General features: G+C 61.6%; 23 protein-coding genes. 22 read left to right on the top strand and 1 reads right to left on the bottom strand.

Features of this window, described 5'->3' with window-relative positions; genetic code table 11:
• Positions 1-85 precede the first annotated feature (85 nt).
• The 20 genes from rpsJ to rpmD all read left to right on the top strand — a co-directional run bounded on the left by rpsJ (position 86) and on the right by rpmD (position 9564).
• Positions 86-397 carry a 30S ribosomal protein S10 gene (rpsJ, locus tag QPW08_RS11230; RefSeq protein ID WP_061924928.1) on the top strand — a complete coding sequence of 104 codons (312 nt, stop codon included), beginning with the start codon at positions 86-88 and terminating at the stop codon, positions 395-397.
• Between the two features lie 286 nt (positions 398-683).
• Entirely contained in the window at positions 684-1553 is an 870-nt protein-coding gene (gene rplC / locus QPW08_RS11225) for a 50S ribosomal protein L3 (RefSeq protein WP_284125900.1), read from the top strand.
• A 3-nt stretch (positions 1554-1556) separates the two neighbouring features.
• Positions 1557-2180 carry a 50S ribosomal protein L4 gene (gene rplD / locus QPW08_RS11220; protein WP_284125899.1) on the top strand — a complete coding sequence of 208 codons (624 nt, stop codon included), beginning with the start codon at positions 1557-1559 and terminating at the stop codon, positions 2178-2180.
• Positions 2173-2481 carry a 50S ribosomal protein L23 gene (locus QPW08_RS11215; RefSeq protein WP_284125898.1) on the top strand — a complete coding sequence of 103 codons (309 nt, stop codon included), beginning with the start codon at positions 2173-2175 and terminating at the stop codon, positions 2479-2481. Before rplD ends, QPW08_RS11215 begins: the two co-directional genes overlap by 8 nt.
• Before the next feature lie 14 nt (positions 2482-2495).
• Positions 2496-3332: a 50S ribosomal protein L2 gene (gene rplB, locus QPW08_RS11210; protein WP_284125897.1), complete on the top strand. Its 837-nt coding sequence runs from the start codon at positions 2496-2498 to the stop codon at positions 3330-3332.
• 6 nt (positions 3333-3338) lie between these two features.
• Entirely contained in the window at positions 3339-3614 is a 276-nt protein-coding gene (gene rpsS, locus QPW08_RS11205) for a 30S ribosomal protein S19 (protein ID WP_284125896.1), read from the top strand.
• Positions 3614-3991 (top strand): 50S ribosomal protein L22, encoded by a 378-nt coding sequence (rplV, locus tag QPW08_RS11200; protein WP_284125895.1) that lies wholly within the window; start codon positions 3614-3616, stop codon positions 3989-3991. The genes rpsS and rplV overlap by 1 nt, the downstream gene beginning before the upstream one ends.
• 1 nt (position 3992) lies before the next feature.
• Complete coding sequence (rpsC, locus tag QPW08_RS11195) at positions 3993-4688, top strand: 30S ribosomal protein S3 (protein ID WP_284125894.1); 696 nt, start codon at positions 3993-3995, stop codon at positions 4686-4688.
• 21 nt (positions 4689-4709) lie between these two features.
• Positions 4710-5144, top strand: coding sequence for a 50S ribosomal protein L16 (gene rplP / locus QPW08_RS11190; RefSeq protein WP_284125893.1), 435 nt, complete (start codon positions 4710-4712; stop codon positions 5142-5144).
• Complete coding sequence (gene rpmC, locus QPW08_RS11185) at positions 5144-5347, top strand: 50S ribosomal protein L29 (RefSeq protein WP_284125892.1); 204 nt, start codon at positions 5144-5146, stop codon at positions 5345-5347. Before rplP ends, rpmC begins: the two co-directional genes overlap by 1 nt.
• 11 nt (positions 5348-5358) lie before the next feature.
• Positions 5359-5661, top strand: a complete 303-nt coding sequence (rpsQ, locus tag QPW08_RS11180) for a 30S ribosomal protein S17 (RefSeq protein ID WP_284125891.1) — start codon at positions 5359-5361, stop codon at positions 5659-5661.
• A 70-nt stretch (positions 5662-5731) separates the two neighbouring features.
• A complete protein-coding gene (gene rplN, locus QPW08_RS11175; RefSeq protein WP_284125890.1) occupies positions 5732-6100 on the top strand; it encodes a 50S ribosomal protein L14 in 369 nt (122 codons plus the stop codon).
• Positions 6100-6417 (top strand): 50S ribosomal protein L24, encoded by a 318-nt coding sequence (gene rplX / locus QPW08_RS11170; protein ID WP_284125889.1) that lies wholly within the window; start codon positions 6100-6102, stop codon positions 6415-6417. The genes rplN and rplX overlap by 1 nt, the downstream gene beginning before the upstream one ends.
• A complete protein-coding gene (rplE, locus tag QPW08_RS11165) occupies positions 6410-6982 on the top strand; it encodes a 50S ribosomal protein L5 (RefSeq protein WP_284125888.1) in 573 nt (190 codons plus the stop codon). Before rplX ends, rplE begins: the two co-directional genes overlap by 8 nt.
• A 26-nt stretch (positions 6983-7008) precedes the next feature.
• The gene (gene rpsN, locus QPW08_RS11160; protein WP_284125887.1) at positions 7009-7314 is read left to right on the top strand and encodes a 30S ribosomal protein S14; all 306 of its coding nucleotides are present in this window, start codon (positions 7009-7011) and stop codon (positions 7312-7314) included.
• An 11-nt stretch (positions 7315-7325) separates the two neighbouring features.
• Complete coding sequence (gene rpsH, locus QPW08_RS11155; protein WP_284125886.1) at positions 7326-7721, top strand: 30S ribosomal protein S8; 396 nt, start codon at positions 7326-7328, stop codon at positions 7719-7721.
• Positions 7721-8254, top strand: coding sequence for a 50S ribosomal protein L6 (gene rplF / locus QPW08_RS11150; RefSeq protein ID WP_284125885.1), 534 nt, complete (start codon positions 7721-7723; stop codon positions 8252-8254). Before rpsH ends, rplF begins: the two co-directional genes overlap by 1 nt.
• A 1-nt stretch (position 8255) precedes the next feature.
• Complete coding sequence (gene rplR / locus QPW08_RS11145) at positions 8256-8600, top strand: 50S ribosomal protein L18 (protein ID WP_284125884.1); 345 nt, start codon at positions 8256-8258, stop codon at positions 8598-8600.
• Entirely contained in the window at positions 8600-9382 is a 783-nt protein-coding gene (rpsE, locus tag QPW08_RS11140; protein ID WP_284125883.1) for a 30S ribosomal protein S5, read from the top strand. The genes rplR and rpsE overlap by 1 nt, the downstream gene beginning before the upstream one ends.
• 5 nt (positions 9383-9387) lie before the next feature.
• Entirely contained in the window at positions 9388-9564 is a 177-nt protein-coding gene (gene rpmD, locus QPW08_RS11135; RefSeq protein WP_284125882.1) for a 50S ribosomal protein L30, read from the top strand.
• 93 nt (positions 9565-9657) lie between these two features.
• On the opposite strand, the gene QPW08_RS11130 is transcribed toward rpmD, so the two are convergent.
• Complete coding sequence (locus QPW08_RS11130; RefSeq protein ID WP_284125881.1) at positions 9658-10638, bottom strand: endonuclease/exonuclease/phosphatase family protein; 981 nt, start codon at positions 10636-10638, stop codon at positions 9658-9660.
• A gap of 155 nt (positions 10639-10793) precedes the next feature.
• Between QPW08_RS11130 and rplO the strand changes: the two genes are divergently transcribed.
• Both rplO and secY read left to right on the top strand, forming a co-directional pair.
• Complete coding sequence (gene rplO, locus QPW08_RS11125) at positions 10794-11279, top strand: 50S ribosomal protein L15 (protein ID WP_284125880.1); 486 nt, start codon at positions 10794-10796, stop codon at positions 11277-11279.
• A gap of 104 nt (positions 11280-11383) precedes the next feature.
• Positions 11384-12748 carry a preprotein translocase subunit SecY gene (secY, locus tag QPW08_RS11120; protein ID WP_284125879.1) on the top strand — a complete coding sequence of 455 codons (1365 nt, stop codon included), beginning with the start codon at positions 11384-11386 and terminating at the stop codon, positions 12746-12748.
• Positions 12749-12761: the final 13 nt, after the last annotated feature.

The raw sequence follows: 12761 nt of genomic DNA, 5'->3' as shown, positions 1-12761 counted from the left end.
GCGGATGAACAAGATTAGAAGAGCCGGAACGGCAGGGTGACCTGGCGGACCGGCGATTTTTGGCTCTTTCGCATCGGTGTAGGTAATGGAAGCTCAGAATATCCGCATTCGCCTCAAGGCGTTCGACCACCGCGTTCTCGACCAGGCAACTGGCGAAATCGCAGAAACAGCTCGCCGGACCGGCGCGCTTATTCGTGGCCCCATTCCCATGCCGACGCGCATTGAGAAGTTCACCGTGAACCGCGGCCCGCACATCGACAAGAAGTCGCGTGAGCAGTTCGAGGTGCGCACCTACAAGCGGCTGCTCGATATCGTGCAGCCCAACGCCCAGACTGTCGACGCGTTGATGAAGCTCGACCTCGCTGCGGGCGTGAACGTGGAAATCAAGCTCGCGTAAGCGACAGGATTTCGGTCCTTCCGGTCGGACCTTAAACGACGCGGAGACTTTAAAGGGGCTCCAACGGCCCCGCTGGTCCAACCGGATCGGCAAGACATTGGGATACCGCCAGGCATTGTCTGGGTCTGCGTCCCCCGTCTCGCTCAATCGGCCATGTGGCTGTGCGAGCATTCAGCCCGGACGGGGCGACGCATAACAATTCGGGTTGAAACGGGTCTGTCCGTGAATGGCAGGCCCGCATGCACATGGGGATGGGCCTCATGTGCCTCTGTTAGGAGTTTTGACGATGCGCACTGGCGTGATCGCAAAGAAAGTCGGGATGACCCGCCTGTTCCAGGAGGATGGACGTCACGTTCCCGTGACTGTTCTGGCCCTGGAAGATTGCCAGGTCGTGTCCCAGCGGACTGCAGACCGCGATGGTTACTTCGCACTGCAGGTCGGCTCGGGCGTGGCCAAGCAGAAGAATGTCAACAAGCCTCAGCGCGAAGCCTTCGCCAAGGCCGAAGTCGGCCTGAAGATGAAGGTCGCTGAATTCCGCGTCGAAGGCGAAGACGGGCTGCTGCCGGTCGGTGCTTCGATCAGCGCGGAACACTTCGTCGCCGGCCAGAAGGTCGATGTTACCGGCTATACCCAGGGTAAGGGTTTTGCTGGTGCGATGAAGCGTTGGGGCTTCGGTGGTCTGCGTGCCACCCACGGCGTTTCGCTCTCGCACCGTTCGCACGGTTCGACCGGTAACCGCCAGGATCCGGGCCGCGTGTTCAAGGGCAAGAAGATGGCCGGCCATATGGGCGACCGTCAGCGTACCCAGCAGAACCTCGAGATCGTGCGCACTGACGCCGATCGCGGCCTGATCTTCGTCAAGGGCTCGGTCCCGGGCGCGAAGAACAGCTGGATGCTGATCCGCGACGCCGTGAAGCTGCCGCTCCCCGAAGGTGTGCCGTTCCCCGGTGCCGTGCTCGAGAAGAATGCTCCGGCCAAGGAAGCTGACGCTCCGGTGGCTGACGAGCAGAAGCTCGACGATGTCGCAACCGAAGAGGCCGTGGTCGAAGAGGCAGCTGCCGAAGAGCAGGCCGTCGACACCGCAGCTCCGGCTGAAGAAACCCCCGCTGAAGAGGCTCCCAAGGCCGACGACAGCGATGCAGGCAAGGAGGGCTAAGCCGTGAAGGTGAAGGTCCAGAAAATCGACGGCAAGGCTGCCGGTGATGTCGAGCTCAACGACGCCGTATTCGGTGTTGAGCCGCGGGCCGACATCCTCCACCGTGTTGTCACCTGGCAGCTGGAAAACCGCCGCGGCACTGCCCGCCCGACGCGCGAGCGTTCGGACGTGGCCCGCACCGGCAAGAAGTTCGGCCGTCAAAAGGGTTCGGGCGGCGCTCGCCACGGCGATCGCGGCGCTCCGATCTTCATCGGTGGCGGTAAGGCTCACGGTGCCCGCAAGCGCGACTTCAACCAGTCGCTGAACAAGAAGATCCGTGCTCTCGGTCTGAAGATGGCCCTCTCGAGCAAGGCGAAGGACGGCCTCGTTGTCGTCGACAGCCTTGAGCTCAAGGACGCCAAGACCAAGGCTCTGGCCGCTGCTTTCGGCAAGAACGGCTGGAACGGCAAGGTCCTCGTGATCGACGGCGAAACCGTCAACGAAGGCTTCAAGAAGGCCGCTGGCAACCTCAAGGGTGTCAACGTGCTGCCGGCAATGGGCGCGAATGTCTACGACATCCTGAAGCACGACACGCTGGTCCTCACCAAGGACGCGGTCGAGAAGCTGGAGGGCCGTTTCAATGGCTAAGGCGAAAGAAGTGGACGCACGCCACTACGATGTCGTGCTCGCACCGCACATCACTGAGAAAGCGACGCTGGCTTCCGAGCACAACGCCGTCGTGTTCAAGGTGGCCAATGACGCAACCAAGCCGCAGATCAAGGAAGCCGTCGAGGCGATCTTTGGCGTGAGCGTGACCGGCGTCAACACGATCAACGTGAAGGGCAAGACCAAGCGCTGGCGCGGCAAGCCCTACAAGCGGACCGACGTGAAGAAGGCCGTTGTCACCCTGAAGGACGGCGACTCGATCGACGTCACCAGCGGTATCTGAGGGGCTAGAGGAACATGGCACTCAAGAACTACAACCCGACCAGCCCCGCACGTCGCGGCCTGATCCTGGTCGACAAGTCCGGCCTGTACAAAGGCAAGCCGGTCAAGTCGCTCACCGAAGGCAAGCGCAAGACGGGTGGCCGCAACAACAAGGGCCACGTGACCTCGCGCGGCATTGGCGGCGGTCACAAGCAGAAGTATCGCTTCATCGACTTCAAGCGTCGCAAGTGGGACGTCGAAGGCACCGTGGAGCGGATCGAGTACGATCCCAACCGCACCGCTTTCATCGCGCTCATCAAGTATGACGACGGTGAGCTGGCTTACATCATCGCTCCGCAGCGCCTCGCTATCGGTGACAAGGTGATCGCTGCTGAGAAGTGCGACACCAAGCCGGGCAACGCGATGCTGTTGGGCCAGATGCCGGTCGGCACCATTTGCCACAATGTGGAGATGAAGCCGGGCAAGGGCGGCCAGATCGCCCGTTCGGCAGGCGCTTATGTCCAGCTCGTCGGTCGTGACCGCGGCATGGTTATCGTCCGCCTGAACTCGGGCGAGCAGCGTTACCTGCGGGCCGATTGCATGGGTACGGTTGGTGCGGTTTCGAACCCCGACAACCAGAACCAGAATTTCGGCAAGGCCGGTCGCACCCGCTGGAAGGGCAAGAAGCCCCTCACGCGTGGTGTTGCGAAGAACCCGGTCGACCACCCGCACGGTGGTGGTGAAGGCCGCACCAGCGGTGGTCGCCATCCGGTTACCCCGTGGGGCAAGCCGACCAAGGGTGCCCGCACCCGCAACAACAAGCAGACGGACAAGATGATCATCCGTTCGCGCCACGCCAAGAAGAAGAGGTAAGACACGATGGCACGTTCCGTCTGGAAAGGTCCTTTCGTCGAACTCAGCCTTCTGAAGAAGGCGGAGGACGCACAGGAAGCGAGCAGCAACAAGCCGATCAAGACCTGGTCGCGCCGCTCGACTATCCTCCCGCAGTTCGTTGGTCTGACGTTCAACGTCTACAACGGCCACAAGTTCATCCCCGTCTCCGTTTCGGAAGAAATGGTCGGTCACAAGCTCGGTGAATTCGCGCCCACGCGTACCTTCCCGGGCCACGCTGCCGACAAGAAGGGCAAGCGCTAATGGGCAAGGCTAAATCCCCCCGCCGCGTGGCGGACAACGAGGCACTGGCTGTCGGCACCACCATCCGTGGTTCGGCGCAGAAGCTGAACCTCGTTGCCGAACTGATCCGCGGCAAGAAGGCAGAGGAAGCGCTGAACATTCTCGCTTTCTCGAAGAAGGCCATGGCCAAGGATGCGAGCAAGGTGCTCGCCTCGGCCATCGCCAATGCCGAAAACAACCACGACCTCGACGTCGACGCTCTTGTCGTTGCCGAGGCTTCCGTGGGCAAGTCGATCACCATGAAGCGGTTCCACACCCGTGGCCGCGGCAAGAGCACCCGCATCCTGAAGCCGTTCAGCAAGCTTCGGATTGTCGTGCGCGAAGTGGAAGAGGCGTAAGATGGGCCAGAAGAGCAATCCGATCGGTCTGCGCCTGCAGATCAACCGCACCTGGGACAGCCGCTGGTATGCCGAAGGCAACGACTATGCCAAGCTGCTGGCCGAGGACATCGCAATCCGCAAGTACATCCTTGAAAACGCTGCCCAGGCCGCGATTTCGAAGGTTGTGATCGAGCGCCCGGCCAAGCTGTGCCGGATATCGATCTACGCGGCGCGCCCCGGCGTGATCATCGGCAAGAAGGGCGCAGACATCGAGAAGCTGCGCCAGAAGCTGTCGACCATGACTGAAAGCGAAGTGAAGCTGAACATCGTCGAGATCCGCAAGCCGGAAATCGACGCCAAGCTCGTCGCTCAGGGCATCGCCGACCAGCTGATCCGCCGTGTCGCTTTCCGCCGCGCGATGAAGCGCGCCATGCAGTCTGCCATGCGTCTGGGTGCCGAAGGCATCAAGATCGTCTGTGGCGGCCGTCTCGGTGGTGCGGAAATCGCCCGCGTCGAGCAGTATCGCGAAGGTCGCGTTCCGCTGCACACGCTGCGTGCCAATATCGACTATGCCGAAGCCGAAGCGCTGACCGCATACGGCATCATCGGCATCAAGGTGTGGGTCTTCAAGGGCGAGATCCTCGGCCATGACCCGACCGCGCAGGACCGCCTCATGATGGAAGCGCAGACTTCCGGCGTGCGTCCGGCTCGCTGATTGCAGGATTAGGAAAGAACCATGCTGCAACCGAAGAAAACCAAGTACCGCAAGGCCTTCAAGGGCAAGATCAAGGGCGATGCCAAGGGCGGCACCTCCCTGAACTTCGGCTCCTACGGCCTCAAGGCTCTCGAACCTGAGCGTCTCACCGCTCGCCAGATTGAAGCCGCGCGTCGTGCCATCACCCGCGCCATCAAGCGTCAGGGCCGCCTGTGGATCCGCGTCTTCCCCGACGTTCCGGTTTCCAAGAAGCCGGCTGAAGTGCGCCAGGGTAAGGGCAAAGGCTCGGTCGAATACTGGGCAGCCCGCGTCAAGCCGGGCCGCATCCTGTTCGAACTCGACGGTGTCCCCGGTCCGATCGCTGCAACTGCATTCGAGCGCGCTGCGATGAAGCTTCCGATCAAGACCAAGGTCGTTGCCCGTCTCGGCGACACCTCGCACCTGGGAGGCAACTGATGGCTAAAGTCGAAGACCTGCGTCAGAAGAGCGACGACCAGCTTACCGAAGAGCTGACCCAGCTGAAGAAAGAGCAGTTCAACCTGCGCTTCCAGGCTGCCACGAACCAGCTCGAAGCTCCGGCTCGCATCCGCGAAGTCCGTCGCACCATCGCCAAGATCAAGACGCTGCAGGGCGAACGCGCCCGCGCAGCGAAGGCTTGAGGAGTTAGACAATGCCGAAACGTATCCTGATCGGGACTGTCACCTCCGACAAGACCGACAAGACCGTGACCGTGCTGGTCGAACGGAAGGTGAAACACCCGCTGTACGGGAAGATCATCCGTCGTTCGAAGAAGTACCACGCTCATGACGAGCAGAACGAATACACGCTGGGCGACGTCGTCCGCATCGAAGAGACCAAGCCGATCTCGAAGACCAAGACCTGGACTGTAAAGGACCGCGTAACTGCGGGCGGTACGCAGGCGGTCGAGGCTGATCTCGATGTGGCCGAAGCAACCCCCGGTGGTGCTGAGTAATTAGACGTAGGAACTGCCAGGCCCCAGTCGTTTTGGGTGTCCCGGCAAGCCAAGAGAAGGAACCGGATCAATGATCCAGATGCAATCCAATCTCGACGTCGCGGACAATAGCGGCGCCAAGCGCGTCCAGTGCATCAAGGTACTGGGCGGCTCGAAGCGGCGCACCGCGAGTGTCGGGGACGTGATCGTGGTTTCCGTGAAGGAAGCCCAGCCGCGCGCCAAGGTGAAGAAGGGCGATGTCCATCGCGCTGTCATCGTGCGTACGAAGAAGGACGTCCGCCGCCCCGATGGCAGCGTGATCCGCTTCGACAGCAATGCTGCGGTCCTCGTCAGCAAGAACGAAGAGCCGATCGGCACCCGTATCTTTGGCCCGGTGGTGCGCGAACTGCGCGGCCGCGGCTTCATGAAGATCGTCTCGCTTGCTCCGGAGGTGCTGTAATGGCTGCCAAGATCAAGAAGGGTGACAGCGTCGTCGTCCTGTCCGGTAAGGACAAGGGCAAGACCGGCACCGTCGCGAAGATCATGCCGAAAGAAGGCAAGGTCGTCGTCTCGGGCGTCAACATGATCGCCCGTCACCGCAAGCCGAGCCAGGCCAACCCGCAGGGTGGCATCGACCGCTACGAAGCGCCGATGCACATCGCCAAGGTAGCCGTGGCAGATCCGAAGGATGGCAAGCCCACCCGCGTCCGTATCGAAGAGAAGGACGGCAAGAAGGTGCGTGTTGCCGTGAAAAGTGGGGAGACCATCGATGGCTGATTATACCCCCCGCATGAAGGCCCGCTTCGAGGACGAAATCGTCAAGGCGATGACCGAGAAGTTCGGTTACAAGAACCGTCTCGAAGTGCCGAAGCTGGAAAAGATCACGCTCAACATGGGCGTGGGCGAGGCGAGCCAGGACAAGAAAAAGGTCCAGACGGCTGCCGAGGAAATGGCCCTGATTGCCGGCCAGAAGCCGGTTATCACCAAGGCCAAGAAGTCGATTGCGCAGTTCAAGCTGCGTGAAGGCATGCCGATCGGTTGCAAGGTCACCCTGCGCCGCGAACGCATGTACGAATTCCTCGACCGCCTTGTGACCATCGCGATGCCGCGTATTCGCGACTTCCGTGGTCTCAACCCCAAGTCGTTCGACGGCCGTGGCAACTACGCCATGGGCCTGAAGGAACAGATCATCTTCCCGGAAATCTCGTACGACAAGATCGAGAAGGTGCGTGGCATGGACATCATCGTCACCACCACGGCGAAAACCGACGAAGAGGCGAAGGAATTGCTGCGCCTGTTCGGTTTCCCGTTCCCCGCGGAACAAGAGAAGGAAGCGGCGTGAGCCGCTAACAGAGGAACTTAAGTCCAATGGCGAAACTGAGTTCGATCAATAAGAACGAAAAGCGCAAGAAGCTCGTCAAGCAGTATGCTGCGAAGTACGAGAAGCTGAAGGCGATCGCGAATGACAAGTCGCTCGACGAAACCGAGCGTCTCATTGCGCGCCTGAAGATGGCGGAACTGCCGCGGAACGCTAACCCGACCCGCGTGCGCAACCGCTGCGCCACCACCGGCCGCCCGCGCGGCTATTACCGCAAGTTCGGCATCAACCGTATCGAGCTGCGCGAACTCGGCAACAGGGGCCTGATTCCGGGCCTGACCAAGTCGAGCTGGTGAGGATCTAAGACATGGCTATGACCGATCCCCTGGGTGATATGCTCACCCGCATCCGCAACGGCCAGCGTGCGAAGAAGGACAGCGTCCTCTCGCCTGCTTCCAAGCTGCGTGCAAACGTTCTCGAAGTGCTCCAGCGCGAAGGCTACATCCGTGGCTACAGCGACGACGCTTCGGGCAAGCACCCGCAACTGCGGATCGAACTGAAGTATTTCGAAGGCGAGCCTGCCATCAAGCATGTCGCTCGCGTCTCCAAGCCTGGCCGTCGCGTCTATTCGGGTTCGAAGGAACTGCCGATCGTACGCAACGGCCTCGGCATCACCATCGTCTCGACGCCCAAGGGTGTGCTTTCCGATGCGGAAGCCCGCACTCAGAACGTCGGCGGCGAAGTGCTGGCGGAGGTATTCTGATGAGCCGCATTGGCAAAAAGCCGGTGGCGATCCCTGGTGGGGTCACGGCCACCATTGAAGAAGGCACGCTGAGCGTCAAAGGACCCAAGGGCACGCTGTCCATGGGCCTGAGCGAACTCGTCGAGTACAAGCTGGAAGACGGCGAACTGTCGGTGAAGCCGGCCAATGATTCGCGCGCTGCCCGCAACCACTGGGGCATGCAGCGAACGCTGGTTTCCAACCTCGTCGAAGGCGTTACCGATGGCTTCTCGCGCAAGCTGGAAATCTCCGGCGTCGGCTACCGTGCCAAGGCCCAGGGCAAGATCCTGAACCTGCAGCTCGGCTACAGCCACGACGTGAACATCGACGTGCCGGAAGGCCTGACGGTCGAAACACCGGACCAGACGACAGTTATCGTCACCGGCATCGACAAGCAGGCCGTCGGCCAGCTCGCTGCTGAAATTCGCCGCTGGCGCAAGCCGGAACCGTACAAGGGCAAGGGCATCAAGTACGAAGGCGAGTATGTCTTCCGCAAGGAAGGGAAGAAGAAGTAAGATGGCAAAGCTTTCTCTCTTTGAACGCCGCCGCCAGCGTGTGCGCACTGCGCTGCGCAAGCGCGCCGGTTCCAAGCCGCGCCTGTCCGTGCACCGCACCGGCAAGCACATCTACGCACAGGTCATCGATGACATGGACGGCAAGACGCTTGCCGCCGCGTCGACCCTGGGGTCCAAGACCTCGGGTGCGAATGTCGATGCCGCTGCCAAGGTGGGCAAGGATATCGCCGCCGCCGCCAAGAAGGCTGGCGTCACCACTGTCGTGTTCGATCGCGGCGGGTTCCTGTTCCATGGCCGCGTGAAAGCGCTGGCCGACGCCGCCCGCGAAGGCGGGCTGGAGTTCTGATGATGGCTGACGAAAACAAGAACGAAGAAGCTAAGGTCGAAGAGACCGCAGCAACCGAAGCTCCGGCAACGGAAGCGCCCGCCGCTGAAGCAGCTCCGGCTGCCGAAGCTGCCCCGGCAGAAGAAGCTCCGGCCGAAGCGCCGCAGCAGGAACGCCAGGGTCGTGGCGGTCGCGGTGGCAACCGTGAAGGTGGTCGTGGTCGTGGTCGCGGTCGTGACGATCGTCGCGGCAAGCGCGAGGAAGAAGACGACGGCATCATCGAGAAGCTCGTCCACATCAACCGCGTTTCGAAGACAGTGAAGGGCGGTAAGCGCTTTGGCTTCGCAGCGCTGGTCGTGGTGGGTGACGGTTCGGGCCGCGTCGGCTTCGGTCATGGCAAGGCACGCGAAGTGCCGGAAGCCATCACCAAGGCGACGGCTTCTGCCCGCAAGAAGATGATCCGCGTCCCGCTCAAGGAAGGCCGCACGCTGCATCACGACGGCAAGGGCCGTTTCGGTGCCGGCAAGGTCACCGTTCGCACCGCGCCTCCGGGTACCGGCATCATCGCCGGTGGTCCGATGCGCGCCGTGTTCGAGAGCCTGGGTGTTGCCGACGTCGTGACCAAGTCGGTCGGTACGTCGAACCCCTACAACATGATCCGCGCCACATTCGAAGCGCTGCAGGACCAGACTTCGCCGAAGTCGGTTGCGCAGCGCCGCGGCAAGAAGGTCGCTGACCTACTTGGTCGTGGTGGTGCGAGCGAAACCGAAGCGGAAGCCGACGCTGCCGCTGTCGTGGAGTAAGCATTATGGCGAAGATCAAGATCAAGCAGGTCGGTTCGCCGATCCGTCGCCCCGAGAGCCAGCGCAAGATCCTTATCGGTCTGGGCCTCAACAAGATGCACAAGGTCGTGGAACGCGAAGACACCCCCGAGGTGCTCGGCGCGATCGCCAAGATCCCGCACCTGGTGCAAGTGATCGACTAAGTCCTTGAGGACAGCCCGGAGGTCTTCTGAGGAATCCGGTTCCGGCAGGGCGCCCATCCAGTGCGGATGGGTGCCCTGTCTGCTTTCGGCAGGCTAGCGTAAGCGCTCGAATTCAACCCAGAGCGGGAAGTGATCGGATATCCGGTAGCTCATCGATCGGGTCGACATCCCTTGCTTCAGTATCCCGCGGAAGTCGAAGTTGCCGCCGGTCTTGTACTGCATGGTCAGGTACGGCTTGCCCTTGAGCGTCTCGAACCAGGCGACCTGGTCATAGAAATTGCTGAGCGCGCCGGTTTCGTGCGAGTCGTCGAAGACGGTACGCGGCAGGTTGGTGTGGTCAGGCGCAGGTTTGAGCCCGGTCGATGTGAACGCCATGTACTGGTCATCACCCTCGCGATCGATGTTGAAGTCGCCGAGGCAGATCAGATTTTGCGAGTAATCCTCGGTCCGCTCGGCCCATTCGCGCAGCCATTTGGCGATACCCTCCAGCTCCTTGCGCCGGTCGGAGCCGCGATCACCGTAGATGACGTGCAGCGTCACCAGCACGAAGGTATCGCGCCCGGCGCGAAAGCTCACTGCGTAGGGCGTACGCACGAACTGGCGCTGGAAGGCGTTGGCGGCGGTGGAATAGGGCGTGTCGAGGTCTTCTGGTACGACCAGTTCGCAGGCGAGGCCTGAAAGCTGTGCGCGGTCGGTGTTGAAGAGGTAACATAGCCGCTCTCCATTGCCGGCGTCGCCATAGGTGACGTCGGTAAGGGCAAAGGACCAGCCCGGACCCAGCACCTTCAATACGTCACGCAAGGCGCGCAGGTTGGACTTGACCTCCTGGATGGCAATCACGTCGAACCGCTCGAGAATGCGGGCGATGGCGAGCGCGGAATGCAGGTCGCGCGTCGGGCTGTCGCCGGACTTGCTCTCCCACTTGCGGGTCAGGTCGCCGAAGGAGCGGATGTTCCAGGTCGCAACCAGCGTGTTGTCGTCGGTTTTCGCCGGGATCGAGGCATCGAGTGCGGTCTTGAGCGCGTCCAGCTCGGCAGCGACAACAGCGGGTGGCGGATCGGTAATCGCAGGCATGACTCTCTCCCCAAGTTCCTGAGGTCCGTGCGATCGTGGCAAAAGTGTATCAAGCACCCGCGGAATTGCAAATCTAAGGGGTGACAAGGGGGTGGCGCTTCGCTAAGGGGCCGCCTTCCCAATCAGCGCGAAACAAAGCGAAAGCGAGTGCAACTATGAAACTCAACGACATCCGTGACAATGATGGTGCCCGTAAGGGGCGCATGCGCGTCGGCCGTGGTATCGGCTCGGGCAAGGGCAAGACTGCTGCGCGCGGCCAGAAGGGCCAGAAGAGCCGCTCGGGCGTAGCCATCAAGGGCTTCGAAGGCGGCCAGATGCCGCTGCACATGCGCCTGCCGAAGCGTGGCTTCAACAACCCGTTCGGCAAGGACTACGCCGAAGTGAACATCGGCATGGTGCAGAAGTTCATCGACGCCAAGAAGCTCGACGGCAAGAAGGACGTCACTGAAGATGCCCTGCGTGCCTGCGGTCTGGTGCGCGGCGGCAAGGACGGTGTTCGCCTGCTGGGCAAGGGCGAGATCAAGGCGAAGGTAAAATTCGTCGTCGCCGGTGCCTCGAAGGGTGCTATCGAAGCTGTTGAAAAGGCTGGTGGATCGGTCGCAGTCACCGCTCCCAAGGCCGCAGCGGCAGACGCCGAATAATCGGAAAAAAGGTCGCGACGGGTTCGACATCGGGCCCGTCGCTTCCTATGTGTCCTTCCGACAGCCGGGAGGGACCGGCGACAAGCTAGGATTCAGACGTTCCCATGGCATCACGCGCCGACAATATTGCGAGCAATCTCAGCCTCGCCAATTTCTCCAAGGCCACCGAGCTGCAGAACCGTATCTGGTTCACTATCGGTGCGCTGATCGTGTTCCGCTTCCTCAGCTTTGTGCCGCTGCCGGGCATCAACGCCCAGGCGCTGAGCCAGCTGACCGAGCAAACGCAGGGCGGTATCCTGGACATGTTCAACATGTTCACCGGGGGCAGTCTCGAGCGCATGAGCCTGATCGCGCTGGGCGTCATGCCTTACATCACCGCCTCGATCGTGGTGCAGATGGCTGCGGCCCTGCATCCGACGCTGATGGCGCTGAAGAAGGAAGGCGCGACCGGGCGGCAGAAGCTCAACCAGTACACCCGCTACGGCACGGTGTTCCTGTGCATGATGCAGGGTTGGTTCCTCGCCGCCGGGCTTGAAAGTTTCTCCAACTCCGCCGGCCTGCAGGCAGTGGTGCAGCCGGGATACATGTTCCGCGTCGGCGCGGTAGTCAGCCTTGTCGGCGGCACCATGTTCCTGCTGTGGCTGGGCGAACAGATTACCAGCCGCGGTATCGGCAACGGCGTGTCGCTGATCATCATGGCGGGCATCGTTGCGCAGTTCCCGAGCTTTGCCGCAAACATGTTCGAAGGCGGCCGTACCGGTTCGATCAGCGCCTTCCTGATCGTCGGTTTCCTGATCATGATTGTCGGCCTGATCCTGGTCATCTGCTTCATGGAGCGCGCCCAGCGGCGGCTGCTGATCCAGTATCCCAAGCGTGCGACCCAGCGCGGCATGATGCAGGCGGATCGCTCGCACCTGCCATTGAAGCTCAACACCGCAGGCGTAATCCCGCCGATCTTCGCCAGCTCGCTGCTGCTGCTGCCGCTGACGATCAGCCAGTTTGCCGGTAACTCGGTCGATACATCGAGCACTGCGGGCAGTGTCATTGTGACGCTCAACCAGTACCTGCAGCACGGCCAGCCGATCTACATGACGCTTTATGCCATCGGCATCATGTTCTTCGCCTTCTTCTACACCGCGGTTGTGTTCAACCCGGAAGAGACGGCTGAGAACCTGAAGAAGAATGGCGGCTTCATCCCTGGCATCCGCCCGGGCAAGCGCACGGCAGATTATCTCGACTATGTCCTGACCCGTATCACCGTGGTCGGCGCGATCTATCTGACGATCGTCTGTGTGCTGCCAGAATATGTCATCGCACAGACCGGCATCCCGCTGTTCCTTGGCGGTACCAGCCTGCTCATCGTGGTGAATGTGACGGTCGATACGATCAGCCAGATCCAGTCACACCTGCTTGCACACCAGTACGGTGACCTTATCAAGAAAGCGAAACTGAAGGGCCGCACGCGCTAGATCCGCGGCGGAA

The organism is Parerythrobacter aestuarii (assembly GCF_030140925.1).
Classification (GTDB): domain Bacteria; phylum Pseudomonadota; class Alphaproteobacteria; order Sphingomonadales; family Sphingomonadaceae; genus Parerythrobacter; species Parerythrobacter aestuarii.
This window is presented reverse-complemented; position numbering and strand designations above follow the sequence as displayed.

Coding starts and splice junctions, on each gene's coding strand:
- rpsN (WP_284125887.1), top strand. CDS start 7,009: ATGGCGAAACTGAGTTCGATCAATAAGAACGAAAAGCGCAAGAAGCTC.
- rpsE (WP_284125883.1), top strand. CDS start 8,600: ATGATGGCTGACGAAAACAAGAACGAAGAAGCTAAGGTCGAAGAGACC.
- rplE (WP_284125888.1), top strand. CDS start 6,410: ATGGCTGATTATACCCCCCGCATGAAGGCCCGCTTCGAGGACGAAATC.
- rpsC (WP_284125894.1), top strand. CDS start 3,993: ATGGGCCAGAAGAGCAATCCGATCGGTCTGCGCCTGCAGATCAACCGC.
- rpsJ (WP_061924928.1), top strand. CDS start 86: ATGGAAGCTCAGAATATCCGCATTCGCCTCAAGGCGTTCGACCACCGC.
- rpsH (WP_284125886.1), top strand. CDS start 7,326: ATGGCTATGACCGATCCCCTGGGTGATATGCTCACCCGCATCCGCAAC.
- secY (WP_284125879.1), top strand. CDS start 11,384: ATGGCATCACGCGCCGACAATATTGCGAGCAATCTCAGCCTCGCCAAT.
- rplF (WP_284125885.1), top strand. CDS start 7,721: ATGAGCCGCATTGGCAAAAAGCCGGTGGCGATCCCTGGTGGGGTCACG.
- rpmD (WP_284125882.1), top strand. CDS start 9,388: ATGGCGAAGATCAAGATCAAGCAGGTCGGTTCGCCGATCCGTCGCCCC.
- rplR (WP_284125884.1), top strand. CDS start 8,256: ATGGCAAAGCTTTCTCTCTTTGAACGCCGCCGCCAGCGTGTGCGCACT.
- rplV (WP_284125895.1), top strand. CDS start 3,614: ATGGGCAAGGCTAAATCCCCCCGCCGCGTGGCGGACAACGAGGCACTG.
- QPW08_RS11215 (WP_284125898.1), top strand. CDS start 2,173: ATGGCTAAGGCGAAAGAAGTGGACGCACGCCACTACGATGTCGTGCTC.
- rplP (WP_284125893.1), top strand. CDS start 4,710: ATGCTGCAACCGAAGAAAACCAAGTACCGCAAGGCCTTCAAGGGCAAG.
- rplC (WP_284125900.1), top strand. CDS start 684: ATGCGCACTGGCGTGATCGCAAAGAAAGTCGGGATGACCCGCCTGTTC.
- rplB (WP_284125897.1), top strand. CDS start 2,496: ATGGCACTCAAGAACTACAACCCGACCAGCCCCGCACGTCGCGGCCTG.
- rpsQ (WP_284125891.1), top strand. CDS start 5,359: ATGCCGAAACGTATCCTGATCGGGACTGTCACCTCCGACAAGACCGAC.
- QPW08_RS11130 (WP_284125881.1), bottom strand. CDS start 10,638: ATGCCTGCGATTACCGATCCGCCACCCGCTGTTGTCGCTGCCGAGCTG.
- rpmC (WP_284125892.1), top strand. CDS start 5,144: ATGGCTAAAGTCGAAGACCTGCGTCAGAAGAGCGACGACCAGCTTACC.
- rplO (WP_284125880.1), top strand. CDS start 10,794: ATGAAACTCAACGACATCCGTGACAATGATGGTGCCCGTAAGGGGCGC.
- rpsS (WP_284125896.1), top strand. CDS start 3,339: ATGGCACGTTCCGTCTGGAAAGGTCCTTTCGTCGAACTCAGCCTTCTG.
- rplN (WP_284125890.1), top strand. CDS start 5,732: ATGATCCAGATGCAATCCAATCTCGACGTCGCGGACAATAGCGGCGCC.
- rplX (WP_284125889.1), top strand. CDS start 6,100: ATGGCTGCCAAGATCAAGAAGGGTGACAGCGTCGTCGTCCTGTCCGGT.